Annotated in this window: 13 protein-coding genes; 7 read left to right on the forward strand and 6 right to left on the reverse strand. The window is 40.2% G+C overall.

Features of this window, described 5'->3' with window-relative positions; translation table 11 throughout:
* The first annotated feature begins 290 nt into the window (after positions 1–290).
* Entirely contained in the window at positions 291–761 is a 471-nt protein-coding gene (locus ACLCDV_RS24985) for an Lrp/AsnC family transcriptional regulator (RefSeq protein ID WP_046673117.1), read from the forward strand.
* A 109-nt stretch (positions 762–870) separates the two neighbouring features.
* On the opposite strand, the gene ung is transcribed toward ACLCDV_RS24985, so the two are convergent.
* Complete coding sequence (gene ung / locus ACLCDV_RS24990; RefSeq protein WP_317669150.1) at positions 871–1545, reverse strand: uracil-DNA glycosylase; 675 nt, start codon at positions 1543–1545, stop codon at positions 871–873.
* Positions 1546–1782: 237 nt separating this feature from the next.
* Here ung and ACLCDV_RS24995 point away from each other — a divergent pair, with 237 nt between their 5' ends.
* Positions 1783–2322: a DUF2892 domain-containing protein gene (locus ACLCDV_RS24995; protein WP_411972503.1), complete on the forward strand. Its 540-nt coding sequence runs from the start codon at positions 1783–1785 to the stop codon at positions 2320–2322.
* A gap of 73 nt (positions 2323–2395) precedes the next feature.
* Here ACLCDV_RS24995 and ACLCDV_RS25000 read toward each other — a convergent pair whose 3' ends face one another.
* A complete protein-coding gene (locus ACLCDV_RS25000) occupies positions 2396–2860 on the reverse strand; it encodes a hypothetical protein (protein WP_411972504.1) in 465 nt (154 codons plus the stop codon).
* A gap of 67 nt (positions 2861–2927) precedes the next feature.
* The gene (locus ACLCDV_RS25005) at positions 2928–3410 is read right to left on the reverse strand and encodes a DUF4293 domain-containing protein (protein ID WP_333577357.1); all 483 of its coding nucleotides are present in this window, start codon (positions 3408–3410) and stop codon (positions 2928–2930) included.
* 192 nt (positions 3411–3602) lie between these two features.
* On the opposite strand from ACLCDV_RS25005, the gene ACLCDV_RS25010 reads away from it, so the two are divergent.
* On the forward strand, positions 3603–4124 hold the full coding sequence (locus tag ACLCDV_RS25010; RefSeq protein ID WP_317669147.1) for a hypothetical protein: 522 nt from the start codon (positions 3603–3605) through the stop codon (positions 4122–4124).
* Here ACLCDV_RS25010 and ACLCDV_RS25015 read toward each other — a convergent pair whose 3' ends face one another.
* The 3 genes from ACLCDV_RS25015 to ACLCDV_RS25025 all read right to left on the reverse strand — a co-directional run bounded on the left by ACLCDV_RS25015 (position 4125) and on the right by ACLCDV_RS25025 (position 8301).
* The gene (locus ACLCDV_RS25015) at positions 4125–5888 is read right to left on the reverse strand and encodes an ABC transporter ATP-binding protein (protein ID WP_411972505.1); all 1764 of its coding nucleotides are present in this window, start codon (positions 5886–5888) and stop codon (positions 4125–4127) included.
* Positions 5889–5912: 24 nt separating this feature from the next.
* Positions 5913–6668, reverse strand: coding sequence for a tRNA pseudouridine(38-40) synthase TruA (truA, locus tag ACLCDV_RS25020; RefSeq protein ID WP_411972506.1), 756 nt, complete (start codon positions 6666–6668; stop codon positions 5913–5915).
* Positions 6669–6999: 331 nt separating this feature from the next.
* On the reverse strand, positions 7000–8301 hold the full coding sequence (locus ACLCDV_RS25025) for a UDP-N-acetylmuramoyl-tripeptide--D-alanyl-D-alanine ligase (RefSeq protein ID WP_411972507.1): 1302 nt from the start codon (positions 8299–8301) through the stop codon (positions 7000–7002).
* A gap of 316 nt (positions 8302–8617) precedes the next feature.
* On the opposite strand from ACLCDV_RS25025, the gene ACLCDV_RS25030 reads away from it, so the two are divergent.
* The 4 genes from ACLCDV_RS25030 (at position 8618) to pelA (ending at position 13558) form a co-directional block, all read left to right on the forward strand.
* Positions 8618–9583: a pectinesterase family protein gene (locus tag ACLCDV_RS25030; protein ID WP_411972508.1), complete on the forward strand. Its 966-nt coding sequence runs from the start codon at positions 8618–8620 to the stop codon at positions 9581–9583.
* Positions 9584–9684: 101 nt separating this feature from the next.
* Complete coding sequence (locus ACLCDV_RS25035; protein ID WP_411972509.1) at positions 9685–10602, forward strand: glycoside hydrolase family 28 protein; 918 nt, start codon at positions 9685–9687, stop codon at positions 10600–10602.
* Positions 10599–12515 (forward strand): glycoside hydrolase family 88 protein, encoded by a 1917-nt coding sequence (locus ACLCDV_RS25040; protein WP_411972510.1) that lies wholly within the window; start codon positions 10599–10601, stop codon positions 12513–12515. Before ACLCDV_RS25035 ends, ACLCDV_RS25040 begins: the two co-directional genes overlap by 4 nt.
* A gap of 5 nt (positions 12516–12520) precedes the next feature.
* Positions 12521–13558, forward strand: coding sequence for a pectate lyase (gene pelA, locus ACLCDV_RS25045; protein ID WP_317669141.1), 1038 nt, complete (start codon positions 12521–12523; stop codon positions 13556–13558).
* Positions 13559–13566: the final 8 nt, after the last annotated feature.

Genomic DNA, 13566 nt, shown 5'->3' on the forward strand with positions numbered 1-13566 from the left:
CCGCACCTATCGAACTGCAAAGTTACAATTTCAAAGCCAATAAAACAGCATTTAATAGCACCTTACGAAGGCATTTTTAATAAAAAAATGACATTTATCACTCCATTTCATTAAAATGAGCACATTTCAATCGATTATGACAGTCAAATGATTTTACATCGATTAAAATTATAACTAAGCAATCCTAATATAGCTAAAATCTATTAATCATCAATAATTTTGTATATTTTTAAATTTCCAAATATAATTTTGTATATTTACAAATACTATTGATTATTAAGACTTAAGATATGCCCTTTGCACCGGATAAAACAGATTTAAAAATTCTTAAACTATTACAAGAGAATGGTCGTATAACTAATTTGCAACTCGCATCTAGCATCGGACTATCTCCCGCACCAACTTTAGAGCGTGTGCGAAAACTGGAAAACTCTGGCTTCATCAAAAGTTACCATGCTTTTGTAGACGAGGAGAAATTGGGACTAGGAATCAAATCGTTTATCCAGATCTCACTCGATTTCCATACACATAACGCTATCCCTGAGTTTGTTGCTGCCGTCAAAATGATACCCGAGGTAACCGAATGCCACCACGTTACAGGCAATTGTGATTTCATCCTCAAGGTTTACGTAAAAGATATTAAAGCTTATGAAGGTGTCATCATGGAAAAAATCTCCAAAATACCTTTTGTAAAGACATTCCAAACCATGATGATTATGTCAACCAGCAAAAAAGAACCAATTATTCCTTTAGAATATTAAACGATGGAATAAGTCGATCAAAAATATCATTACCGGAATCTCGCTTTTGGACGTATTTGCTCCATGCGACGATCACCGGCAATGATGTTTATTTAACGCAAGACAAAACTTAAACCAGGCGCCAATCAATTGGGGCTTTACCATGTTCCATCAAATATTGGTTTGCGCGTGAAAAATGTTTACTACCAAAAAAACCACGATAGACAGACAACGGTGATGGATGCACCGCCATTAGTATAAGATGCTTCTTCGCATCAATAAGCACACTTTTCTTTTGGGCATAACTTCCCCACAACAGAAATACCACATGTTCACAACGCTCCGAAATGGCATGAATAATACTATCTGTAAAAATCTCCCAACCTTTCTTCTGATGGGAGCCTGCTAAATGCGCCTGTACTGTCAATGTCGCATTTAACAAGAGTACACCCTGTTTGGCCCAATAGGTCAAATCGCCAGCACGTGGTTCAACAAAACCGGGTATATCGTCTTGTAATTCCTTAAAGATATTTTTTAAGGATGGCGGCAAAGCAATCCCTTCTGGCACAGAGAAAGACAAGCCGTGCGCCTGCCCATCATTATGGTAAGGATCCTGCCCTAAGATAACTACTTTTACCTGGTCCAATGGCGTCAGCTTAAAAGCATTCATCACCAGATCTGCCGGTGGAAACACTTTCGTTTTCTGCCGCTCTTCTTGCACAAAAGTAGACAGCTGTTTCATATAAGGCTGACCAAACAAAGGCTTTAGCACAGGAGCCCAAGAATCATCGTATTGCTTTTCCATACCCCAAACATAGATAAAGTTGCATATAAAGGCAAATTTATCCACATAAGCTCTTCTTAAGGGACTACAGCAAAAAACATTACAGCAAAAAACACGAGCACATGTTGCTTATCCATATCCTCTTCAGGGGGAAAAACACATTTTTACAAAATAACCACCTGAACGAGTTGCTTAAACGGTGAAATTAACGGATATTTGCAGAATTAAATTGAATACAACTATTTTAAACAAAGATTTATGTCAAATCTCGTTAGAATCATTATTTGCAGTGCATTGCTGATCGGAACAGTTGCCTTATTCTGGACTGGAAATTGGGGATGGGGAATCTTAGGTGTCCTGATCACGATCTTAGGCTTTGTTACTGTATTTTTCCACGAATATATGCTGATTGCGCAATGGTATATGCGTAAACAAAATATGGCCGCAGCTGAAAAATGGCTACGTAAAATCACCAACTACGAAAAGCAATTGATCCCACAACAGCACGGTTACTACAATATGCTGATCGGACTGATCGAATCACAACGCGCACCTATGCAATCCGAAAAATATTTTAAGAAGGCATTGGCGTTGGGCTTACATATGGATCATAATATCGCTTTAGCAAAATTAAGCCTGGCTGGTGTAGCAATGGCAAAACGCAACAAGCGTGAAGCCGAAAAACTTCTTCAGGAAGCGAAAAAAGCAGATAAAAACAAATTATTGGCCGATCAGATCAAAATGATGAAAGATCAGATGGTCATGATGGACAAACAACAGATCAGATACAATCGATAATATTGACCAATCAAAAAAAAAGCTTCGGCGCTATCGCACCGAAGCTTTTTTTTTGATCAATCCCCAAAATCTATTATTTCTTTAACGGAATAGGAACTTCCAAAAACTCACCCTCTTCCGTACTGCTCTCAAATACCAGTTTAATCAGATCCGGCTTATCCGTTTTCTTCCAATCCTTGACGACAACCTGTATATCCACAGGCTTATCTTCTTCTAACAAATAGTGCAGATAATTCTGCTTATCCTCAAATTTAACCAAAACATTCCCCATCTGAATCGTTGAAAAAAAATGAGGCTGTTTCTTCTGATCCAACACTTGCGTGGAGAAGGTATTCATTTTATACTCACGGGGATCGGTACTATAAGATATCGCAAACAGATTAATCACCAGCTCATTCTTACGCTCATCCAGATGAAACTCCTTTACATCGAATTGAATATCGTCAACAACCAGCAATGAATCTGCTGACTGAGCCTTTACAAGCCCACCTCCAAGAAAGAACATCAAGAGGACAACATATCGAAAAAAAACATTCATATTATATTATATTTAAAAAAGCCACGAAGATCGTGGCTTTAACTCGTATTGTTTTATTGTCTCAACATTATGCCCGCAATCGATCGGCAGACCGGATCAATTTTTCATCTTTACGCACTCCGCCCATAGCTAACGCACAGAATATAATTGAAATTGGTAACAAGAAGAATCCTACACCGATATTCCCTGCGCCCAAAAATTGGCTCACCGTAGCGAGATGAGCACTAGCAGAAGAGTATAGCCATACCGCAAATAAGATAATCGCCACAATCTCTACCCAAATAAGCAAAAGTTGAACTTTACGTTTTTTAAATTTAAATATCGTGAATAAGGGAAGTCCTCCTAATATTACAGTGGCCACGGTCTGGAGAATATAGCCAAATCCTCCCTCGTGTACTGGCTGACCTGCAGCAACACTATACACACCGGTTACCTTCACATTCTTCCCTAAGCCAACTAAATCACTATAATTAACATAGGGAAATAGAAACAAGCCAAATATGACTAATCCTGCTATCAGCAAATAAACAGTTTGGATACGTTGAATCATAGTTTAATTTTTGTATATCAACAAACTTAGATAAATTGATTTTCATATGCAATATAATTGCGACCGAAAAAACAACCAACCTTACAGCTCTATAAACACCAAAACAATCAAACCTGACATTTTGTTGTATTTTTTTACATCCTACCAAAGGGCTTCTTTTTAGAAAGCTTTATCTTTGCGAAAAAAAATACCATGTTATATATATACGGAGCAACCGCACATGCTAAAACTGCGGTAGATGTAGCAGAAGATTTAGCGATTGAAATTGGTGGTCTTATCGACAAATCGCTACTAATTGAAGATGTATTCGATTACGAGGTTCAACTTCATCATGAAGCAAAAGGCACGGAAGAAAATTTCTTTGTCGCAGTCAAGAATCCTGGTCTTCGCCAAAGGATTGTGTCAGAAAACGCAAATTGGAACTTCCAGACCCTCATCCATCCTAAAGCCTACGTATCAAAAAGAGCCGAAATTGGTGAAGGCACCATTATTCTCCCTGGCGCTTCGATCGCTCCAGATGTACAAATAGGCAACCACTGCGTTATTGCCGGTTCCGCCGTTATCGAGAGCAACACCATTATTGAAGATTTTGTCAACATCGGTCCAAATGTCTCAATCGGAGCAAACGTTCTAGTTGGTCGAGGTTCCGAAATCAAAGCAAATACACGTATCGAAGACGAAGAAACTATCCCCAAAGAGAGTATTATCGCTTAATTAAATCCCCGCGGAATGAAATTGCAAATCGTATAGTTTTTTATAATAACCATCAAAAGATAGCAATTCCTGATGCGTTCCGATTTCCTTGATTTCGCCTTTATCCAACACAATAATCTTGTCCGCCTTCTGAATGGTGGACAAGCGGTGGGCAATAACAATCGATGTTCTTCCTTTCATGAGGTTATCAATGGCATGTTGGATCATTTCTTCCGTTTCGGTATCTACCGAAGAAGTCGCTTCGTCCAAAATAAGAATCCGAGGATCGTGTACCAAAGCCCGTATAAAAGAAATCAATTGTGCCTGCCCCGCAGATAAGGTTGCTCCCCGCTCTTTCACATCATAATCATAGCCCCCGGGCAGTCGCATAATAAAATCATGCGCGCCCACCTCCTTTGCCGCTTCGATCACCTGCTCTCTAGATATTGCAGGATCACCTAATGTAATGTTATTGATGACACTATCCGAAAAGAGAAATACATCCTGCAATACCGTCGAAATGGTATTTCTCAGATAATCAAGGTCATAATCCCGGATATTACGACCATCCAATAGAATTTCACCCTTATTGATTTCATAAAACCGGCTTAGAATATTGATGGTAGAAGATTTTCCGGCACCAGTAGCCCCAACTAAAGCTAAGGTTTCGCCCGGATTAACATTGAAATTAACATCTTTCAGCACCCAGTTTTCCTCATTATAAGCGAACCAAACATCGCGAAACGCAATCTCTCCTTTGATATGGGCAGGTTTCAAAGTACCCAAATTAGGTGTCTTTTCATCGGTATCCAAGACTTCAAAAATCCGTTCAGCACTGACCATACCCATTTGAAGTGTGTTGAACTTGTCAATAAGTTCCCGAATGGGCCTAAAGATCATATTGATATACATGATGAAGGCTACAACTACACCCGGAGAGATCACATCACCCATAATTTGTTTGGAACCAAACCAAACCAATAATCCCAAAGCAATAGCCATGATAATTTCCAAAACTGGGAAAAAGATGGAGAAGTACCAATTGGTTCGAATATGTGCATTTCGATGTTGCGCATTAATTTCTTTAAACTTATCCATTTCCTGCTTTTCACGCGCAAAATATTGGATAATCCCGACTCCCGTAATGTGTTCCTGCAAAAAGGTATTTAAATTGGAAACCCATTTCCTCACATCAATAAAAGCAGATTTCATCGCCTCTTTAAACACATAAGTTGCTGCCACCATCAAAGGCATGGGAATTAAAACAATCAATGTTAGCTTCCAATCGGAGTAAAACATCACAACCAGAATAACTATCAGCTGCAATAAATCACCGATAATCTGGATCAAGCCCTCAGAAAAAATATTGGAAAGAGTCTCCAGATCAGAAATGGTGCGTGTAATCAGTTTGCCCAACGCCGTACGATCAAAATACTTGAGCCTGAGTTGAACAATGTGGTTAAATACCTGAATCCGGATATCGCGAATGACCGACTGCCCCAGGGTATTTGTCATTAAGGTATGGTAATAACGAATCAAGGTCTGCAGGATAACCAATGCCAACATCGCTATCAGCATGAGGGACAACCCATTGGTATCGAAGTTTAAAATATAGTTATCTAATGTATGCTGAATTAGCATAGGCAAAGCGGGCGCCACGGCGGCCAACAAGATCGTTAGAACGACCGATATCCAAAATGACACATGGTAAGGCCGCATATAGCGACTCATGCGTTTCACTAAATTGATATCGTAGGTTTTACCAGTTATTTTATCTTGACTCACGTTAAATTCTATATCTATTAAATTCTATATATAAGGATATGCTACTTCTGTTAAATATAAACCATGTGCAGGAACAGAAACACCCGCTTTTCCGCGGTTTTTACTTTGAATAACATCTTGCATAAATGAAACCGGCTTGCCTTTTATCCCTATTTCCAACGATGTCCCTACAATGGCACGCACCATATTGCGCAAAAAACGATCTGCAGTTATGTGAAAAACCAGATGTTGCTCAGTATGCCATACCCACTCGGCTCTACGAATATCGCAAATATTTGTAAACACCTGCGTATGAGACTTACTAAAGCATTCGAAATCTTGTTTACCCAATAAAAACTGCGCAGCTTCATTCATCTTTTCGACATCCGGACGATCGCGCATAAAACATGAATAGGGATAGATAAAAGGATCTTTATGAAAATGAAGATGGTATTCATATGATCTTTGCGTTGCATCGAAGCGAGCATGTGCTTCGGGTTCCACTTCGATCAAGCGCTTCACAGCCACATCAAAGGGCAATAAGGCATTGAGCGAATGAATAAAACGATCAGCATTTTGCAGAATACCCACGGGGGCTGCATCGAAATGCGCATACAATTGCTTGGCATGAACACCCGTATCTGTACGCCCAGCCCCTGTTGTTTCAATGGGCTCCCGCAACAGGGTTTCAAGCGCTTTATTCAGCACTTCCTGCACGGAAATTGCATTATTCTGAATTTGCCAACCATGATAAGCCTGTCCAAAATAGGCTATTTCCAAAAAAAAACGTCTTTTATCCATTATATGCAACAAAGGTACGTTTTTCCAAATGAGCATCATTTCTTCGCGGAACGAATTTGCTCATTTTACTCATTATTTAATCCTTACATGACAAAACTGTTTGTTTTGCCCTTCCTTTTTACTCGAACCTGCCTGATGGGTAATTTGGTATTCAGCGGCACCAAAGCAACAGCAAACACCTACTATCTTCGCCCTGCGACCACGGTAAGTCCACCGTGAGTCCACGTTGAGTCCACCTTTTTAAGTACATTCAATGCGGGAGCACCATGGTCGCAATATGGTCGCACCCCGAACTTATCCCCTAGTTGTGCATAACACAAAGCTAAAAAGGCTATAGTAAATCGACCAGATTTTCAAAAGCCATGCCACGTGATGCTTTCAATAAAACGGTGGCATCAGTTATCGGCTTTGCACTGATTGCTTGTTTTGCTTCGGCAGTAGTTTCATAAAACTCCCCACCTTCATACCGATGTGCGAAAAATTCTTTGCCGACAAAAATCTTGCGATCTGCAGGAATAGCTCTTACGTTTTCAACAATTTTTTTATGCTCTTCAAAGGATTCGGCTCCCAATTCAAACATATCACCCAATACAATAGCCTTCTTATCCGCTTCAATAATCCGGATATTATCCAGTGCAGCGGCCATGCTCGTTGCATTGGCATTATAATAATCGCAGATCAGCGTATTGTGGGCCGTTTTCATAATCTGCGAGCGATTGTTGGTAGGTGTGTATCCTTCAATGCCCCGATTGATCGCCGCAGGAGAGATGCCAAAATGCAGACCCACTGCAATTGCCGCAAGAAAGTTTTCGGTATTATAAGAGCCTGTTAACTGCGTATCAACTACATAAGATTCGGCCGCCCCTTTCTTTTGCCACTCAATTTGTAAAAGGGGATTTGCTTTAAGAAGCTTTCCAATCACGTCATTATCTTCCGAAAAACCATAAGTAATGATGTTAGCTATCTTACGAGCGGAAGCCATCTCTTTGAGATGTGGGTTATCGGCCTGCAAAAATAATACACCTTGATGGTCCTGCAGCCAATCGTATAGCTCACCTTTGGTTTTCTTCACTCCTTCAAAAGACCCAAAACCTTCTAGATGTGCTTTACCAACATTAGAAATCAAACCATGTGTCGGTTCGGCAATCCCACACAAAAAAGCAATTTCTTCCAAATGGTTTGCCCCCATTTCGATGATTGCGAGCTCAACGGAATCATCTATCGCCAATAATGTTATGGGAACACCAATATGATTATTCAAATTTCCTTTTGTCGCATATGCCTTATACTTCTGCGAAACAACAGCATACAACAGTTCCTTCGTAGTCGTTTTTCCATTTGTACCCGTCACACCAATAATTGGAATATGCAACTGCTGTCTGTGATAATTTGCCAGTTGCTGTAATGCTTTTAAAACATCATCAACAAGAATATACTGTTCTCCTTTTTGGAAAGTCTCTTCATCAATAACAACATATTTAGCGCCCATTTCAAGTGCTTTCTCTGCAAAAGCATTTCCATTGAAATTGGCCCCTTTGAGAGCGAAGAATATACTATCCTTTTCAATTTTACGTGTATCAGTGGTGATATTCGGATACTGTTTATAAATCTGATAAAGCGATTGGATGTCCATGTTGAGAAATTTGTTGAACAAACTTAGAGAAATTGCTTTTTATATGCAATACAATTAAACTCCATATAGACAATTTAGGAACCTTATTTCGTTCTGACTATCCCCTTATGGCTATATCAACTCAATCAAATATATCCAATACAGGCAATATTTCAAGATACAAACATACTTTACACGCCATGGTAGCATGCTAGAATTGTCGTTTCAATCGGCTCACGCAAACGTGACCGATAACGTTTGCGCATTTATTTTGGTGGATTTCCTTTAAGGAAGGCTTTAATATTGGTAATTTCATTGACCAATTAAACACTTTGGAATGCGGACGATCATACTTTCTCTTTTTTTAATTCCTTTTTTTCTTTTTGCTGCGGAAGTAAAGAGTTATGATTTTGTCGTGGCCAAAGATGGTACGGGACACTTCACAAGAATTCAAGATGCCATTGATGCTGTCCCAGATTATCGAAAAAAGGAAACAAAAATATATATCAAAAACGGCACATACCGCGAAAAAATCATACTCCCGGGGGGCAAGCAGTTTGTTACATTAGTCGGTGAAGATAAATTTAAAACGATTATCAGTTATGACGATTATGCGCAAAAGAAAAATCGTTTTGGTGAAGAAATGGGTACTTCTGGCTCAGCAAGTTTTTATTGCTATGGGGACGACTTTACGGCCATAAACCTTTCTTTTGAAAATGGATCCGGCCCAGTGGGCCAGGCAGTGGCGGCATGGATCTCCGGAGACCGTAATTTGTTTCTCAATTGTCGCTTCTTAGGATTTCAAGACACCCTATACACTTTCGGGAAGGGGACAAGACAACTGTATTATCAGTGCTATATCGAAGGTACTGTAGATTTTATCTTTGGCGCTTCCACGGCCTGGTTTGAGAATTGTGAACTGCACTGCAAAAACAAGGGCTATATTACCGCAGCATCTACACCCGAGCACGTAGATTTTGGCTATATCTTTAATAACTGCAACATCACAGGAAATAAAGACACAAAAACATTCTATCTGGGACGCCCTTGGCGACCTTATGCTAAAGTAATCTTCATGCAATGCAACCTTCCCCAATTTATTGAAGATAAAGGTTGGCACAACTGGGGCAAAGAGTCAAATGAAAAAACAGCTTATTTCGCAGAATATAAAAACAAAGGCGCAGGCTCAGTGTCACAAAATCGTGTCAAATGGAGTCGCCTGTTAACAGATAGAGAGGCCGATAGCCTTAATTTTCAACGTGTATTCAAGGATTGGGTACCAAGCCTTGCATTTGATAGATAAGTAATGACTGGTAACGATTGCATAAGTTTTTCATCCAAGTTAGGGACAAAGAATGTACAATTGCTTTTACAAATAACCATTTTTAAACCAAAATGTAAAAAATGAATTCGTTTAAAAAGCACTATTCACGTACATTGAAATCCGTTCTTGGATTGCTTCTCGTGCTACCACAGCTGAGTATCGCCCAAGAGCCTGCCCGTCCTATCGTACAACAGGTCGAATTTAAGAAAGACACGTTAAATATTGGCAATTATGGCGCTAAAGGTGACGGTCAATTTCTTAATACAACGTCAATCAACCAAACGATCCGCACGTGTAGCGAACGTGGCGGCGGTGTGGTACTGATCCCTCCGGGAATTTGGTTGACGGGGCCTATTGAAATGCAGAGCAATGTAAACCTGCACCTCAAACGAGATGCCGTACTGCTTTTCACCAAGGACTTTAATCAATATAAGCTTGTTGAATCTAATTGGGAAGGTGAGCCGGCTTGGCGTAATCAAAATCCGATATCGGGCAAGAACCTATATAATATCGCCATTACAGGCGATGGCATTATCGATGGCAATGGAAATGCCTGGAGGATGGTTAAAAAAAACAAACTAACCGCATCGCAATGGAAAAATCTCGTTTCATCGGGCGGCACTGTCGACACCACCAATGAGATCTGGTACCCCTCCACAAGTTCCCTGAAAGGTTCGCAAGAAAAGAAAGCCGGGGTTATTCGTCCCGGCACAACAGTTGAGAATTTCAAAGAAGTCAAAGATTTTTTAAGACCAAATCTTTTGGTATTTACAAACTGTAAAAAAATATTGTTGGAAGGAGTAACGATACAAAACTCTCCCGCCTGGAATATACACCCCTTGCTATGTGAAGATCTAACCTTACGCAAGCTTTCGGTTCGTAACCCCTGGTATGGCCAAAATGGCGATGGTGTAGATAAGGACTGCCAAGACGGTCAGTCAATTTATAGCCGGAAGTACAGACAAATCCTTAACGATCAAAAATTAGGAACGCGATGAGAAAATTATTTTTAATTCTTATAAATCTTGTAGTATTTGTTCCATTTTCAGGATTTGGACAACAAAAACCTTTCTCTGAGCAGATGGCTAACACTGTACTTGAACAGCTCTATCCTGATTCATTATTCAACAGGACCGACAAATTTCCAAAATGGTCATACGATATGGGGGTTATTTTTGAAGGCCTAACAGATGTATGGCGCAATACGGCAAACGCTACCTATTTTAATTATATGCAATCGCGAATGGATGCTTATCTCAGCATTCCGGATTCCATTAAAAACTATGATGCATACGACTTCAATATCGACAATATCAAAAATGGAACAGCACTATTAACGCTCTACAAAGTAACCGGTAAAGAAAAATATCTAAAGGCCTGCCACCAATTATATGCACAGCTTCAAAAGCAGCCTCGTACACATGAAGGTGGATTTTGGCATAAGAAAATTTATCCTTACCAAATGTGGCTAGATGGTTTGTACATGGGACAACCTTTCTACGCAGAATATGCAAGCCTAATGGATATTCCTGCTGCTTTTGACGATATCGCCAACCAGTTTAGCTACATGGAAAAAAACGCCCGTGACAAGAAAACTGGTCTGTTGTATCATGGCTGGGACGAATCAAGAAAGGAACGCTGGTCAAACCCGAAAACAGGTTTATCGCCGCACTTTTGGGCTAGGGGTATGGGCTGGTATGTAATGGCACTTGTCGATGTATTGGACTATTTCCCAGAAGAGCATCCACGAAGACCAGAACTCCTTGCCATCTTAAACAGAACGTTATCCGCAATTGTCACGTATCAAGATGTCAAAACCGGTGTTTGGTACGACATCGTGGATTTGGGAACAAGAAAAGGGAATTACTTAGAATCTTCGGCCTCAAGCATGTTTGTATTTGCATTGGCAAAATCACTACGCAAAGGTTATATTCCGGTTTCATTTCAGAAAAATCTGGATCGGGGCTACCAAGGGCTTGTAAAAGAATTCATCGTCCCTGCTGGAGAAAACCGTGTTAATCTTACAAAGACTGTTCAAGTTTCTGGTTTGGGGGGGAAAAATTATCGCGATGGCAGCTTTGCGTATTATATGAGCGAACCAGTCGTTACCAATGATCCCAAAGGAGTCGGTGCTTTTATCCTTGCAGCATCCGAAGTTGAATTTGCGAAAGCACAAAAGGGCAAAAAAAGACGCACTGTTACATTGGACAATTATTTCAACAACGAATATAAAAAGACTGCATCCGGACAACTTAAACCCTACCACTATCTTTGGGATGGTGACGACAACAACGGATTTTCCCTGTTGGGTAGGGTATTTGAAAAAAATGGTGGTCAATTAAACACATTAAAAACAGCACCAACATTACAGAATCTCTCAAAATCTAATATCTACATCATCGTAGACCCCGATACAGAAAAAGAAACTGAGCATCCGCATTTTATGAATGAAACCGACGCCCAACAGATTTCACAGTGGGTTAAACAGGGCGGTGTACTCGTTCTTTTCTTAAATGATAGTGGCAACTGCGAAATCAACAAATTCAATACCCTTGCACAGAAGTTTGGCATCACATTCAATGAGGATAGTCGCAATCGGGTGAAAGGAAATGACTTTCAGACAGGAGCAATTGCTATTCCAAAAGGGAATGCTATCTTTCCGAATGCAACCCAAATATACATCAAGGAAATTTCAACATTACAGGCGAAGGCTCCGGCCCAAGCATTGATTCAAGACCATGGTGATACCATTATTGCTACGGCAAAATATGGAAAAGGTACCGTATTTGCCATTGGGGACCCTTGGTTATATAATGAATATACCGATGGAAGAAAGCTACCTAAGGAATATGAGAACTTTACTGCAGCGAATGATTTAGTTCACTGGTTATTCAAACAGATCAACAACTAGAGACCATGAGAAAAATAATTATGTTAAGTTTCATCGCGGTATCAGTGTTTCATAATTACTGTACAGGGCAGACTGCGTCCACCAAAAATTCAGTGGCCGAAAAGATGCTTCAGTACCAGTTGTCAAATGGCGCCTGGCCCAAACAGTTGGTAGACAAAAGTGTCGTTGATTACAGTCTTCCATTAACGAAAGAGCGCCTACAGCAGATCAAGAAAACAGATATTGATCATGCTACGCTCGACAACAGTGCGACAACCCGGGAAATAACTGAATTGATCAAGGCTTTTAAGGACACTAAAAATAAGGCATATTTGACTGCTGCAGAAAAGGGGATTGCATATATTTTATCGGCTCAATATGAGAATGGCGGATTTCCACAATACTACCCAAATAAATTACACTATAGAGCTGAGATAACATACAACGATGATGCGATGATCAATGCATTACTAGTGCTTTACAAAGTAGCCAATAAGCGAGAGGGGTTTGAGGCTATCAATCCCATATTTGTGTCAAAAGCGCAAAAAGCAGTTGAAAAGGGTATAACCTGTATCCTAAAAACACAGGTCATACAAGACGGAAAAAGGAGTATTTGGGCTGCGCAATACGATCAGAACACTTTACAACCTGCTCAGGCAAGAAAGTTTGAACCAGCTTCATTGAGCACTAGTGAATCTGTTTCCATCGTTCGCTTTCTCATGCTACAGCCTGCAACCACTGAAATTAAGCAAGCGATCGAACATGCAATACAATGGTTCGAACAGCATGATATTGAGGGTTACCGTTTCGACCGCATACAAGATAGGGTGACTGGAAAATATCAACGGCAGCTTGTCGCTGATCGGACTTCCACGATTTGGGCGCGATTTTATAATCTCGAAGACAACCGTCCATTGTTTGGAGATCGGGACAACACAATCAAATACAACTTTGAGGAGGTTTCAGAGGAGCGTAGAAATGGCTATGCTTGGTTCGGCAACTGGCCGGAAAAGCTGATCCAAAAGGACTATCCAAAATGGAAAAAACAATACAAAATTCAATAATAAAACGA

It is taken from the genome of Sphingobacterium sp. Lzh-3 (genome assembly GCF_046764375.1).
Classification (GTDB): Bacteria; Bacteroidota; Bacteroidia; order Sphingobacteriales; family Sphingobacteriaceae; genus Sphingobacterium.

Coding starts and splice junctions, on each gene's coding strand:
- ACLCDV_RS24985 (WP_046673117.1), top strand. CDS start 291: ATGCCCTTTGCACCGGATAAAACAGATTTAAAAATTCTTAAACTATTA.
- ung (WP_317669150.1), bottom strand. CDS start 1,545: ATGGAAAAGCAATACGATGATTCTTGGGCTCCTGTGCTAAAGCCTTTG.
- ACLCDV_RS24995 (WP_411972503.1), top strand. CDS start 1,783: ATGTCAAATCTCGTTAGAATCATTATTTGCAGTGCATTGCTGATCGGA.
- ACLCDV_RS25000 (WP_411972504.1), bottom strand. CDS start 2,860: ATGAATGTTTTTTTTCGATATGTTGTCCTCTTGATGTTCTTTCTTGGA.
- ACLCDV_RS25005 (WP_333577357.1), bottom strand. CDS start 3,410: ATGATTCAACGTATCCAAACTGTTTATTTGCTGATAGCAGGATTAGTC.
- ACLCDV_RS25010 (WP_317669147.1), top strand. CDS start 3,603: ATGTTATATATATACGGAGCAACCGCACATGCTAAAACTGCGGTAGAT.
- truA (WP_411972506.1), bottom strand. CDS start 6,668: ATGGATAAAAGACGTTTTTTTTTGGAAATAGCCTATTTTGGACAGGCT.
- ACLCDV_RS25025 (WP_411972507.1), bottom strand. CDS start 8,301: ATGGACATCCAATCGCTTTATCAGATTTATAAACAGTATCCGAATATC.
- ACLCDV_RS25030 (WP_411972508.1), top strand. CDS start 8,618: ATGCGGACGATCATACTTTCTCTTTTTTTAATTCCTTTTTTTCTTTTT.
- ACLCDV_RS25035 (WP_411972509.1), top strand. CDS start 9,685: ATGAATTCGTTTAAAAAGCACTATTCACGTACATTGAAATCCGTTCTT.
- ACLCDV_RS25040 (WP_411972510.1), top strand. CDS start 10,599: ATGAGAAAATTATTTTTAATTCTTATAAATCTTGTAGTATTTGTTCCA.
- pelA (WP_317669141.1), top strand. CDS start 12,521: ATGAGAAAAATAATTATGTTAAGTTTCATCGCGGTATCAGTGTTTCAT.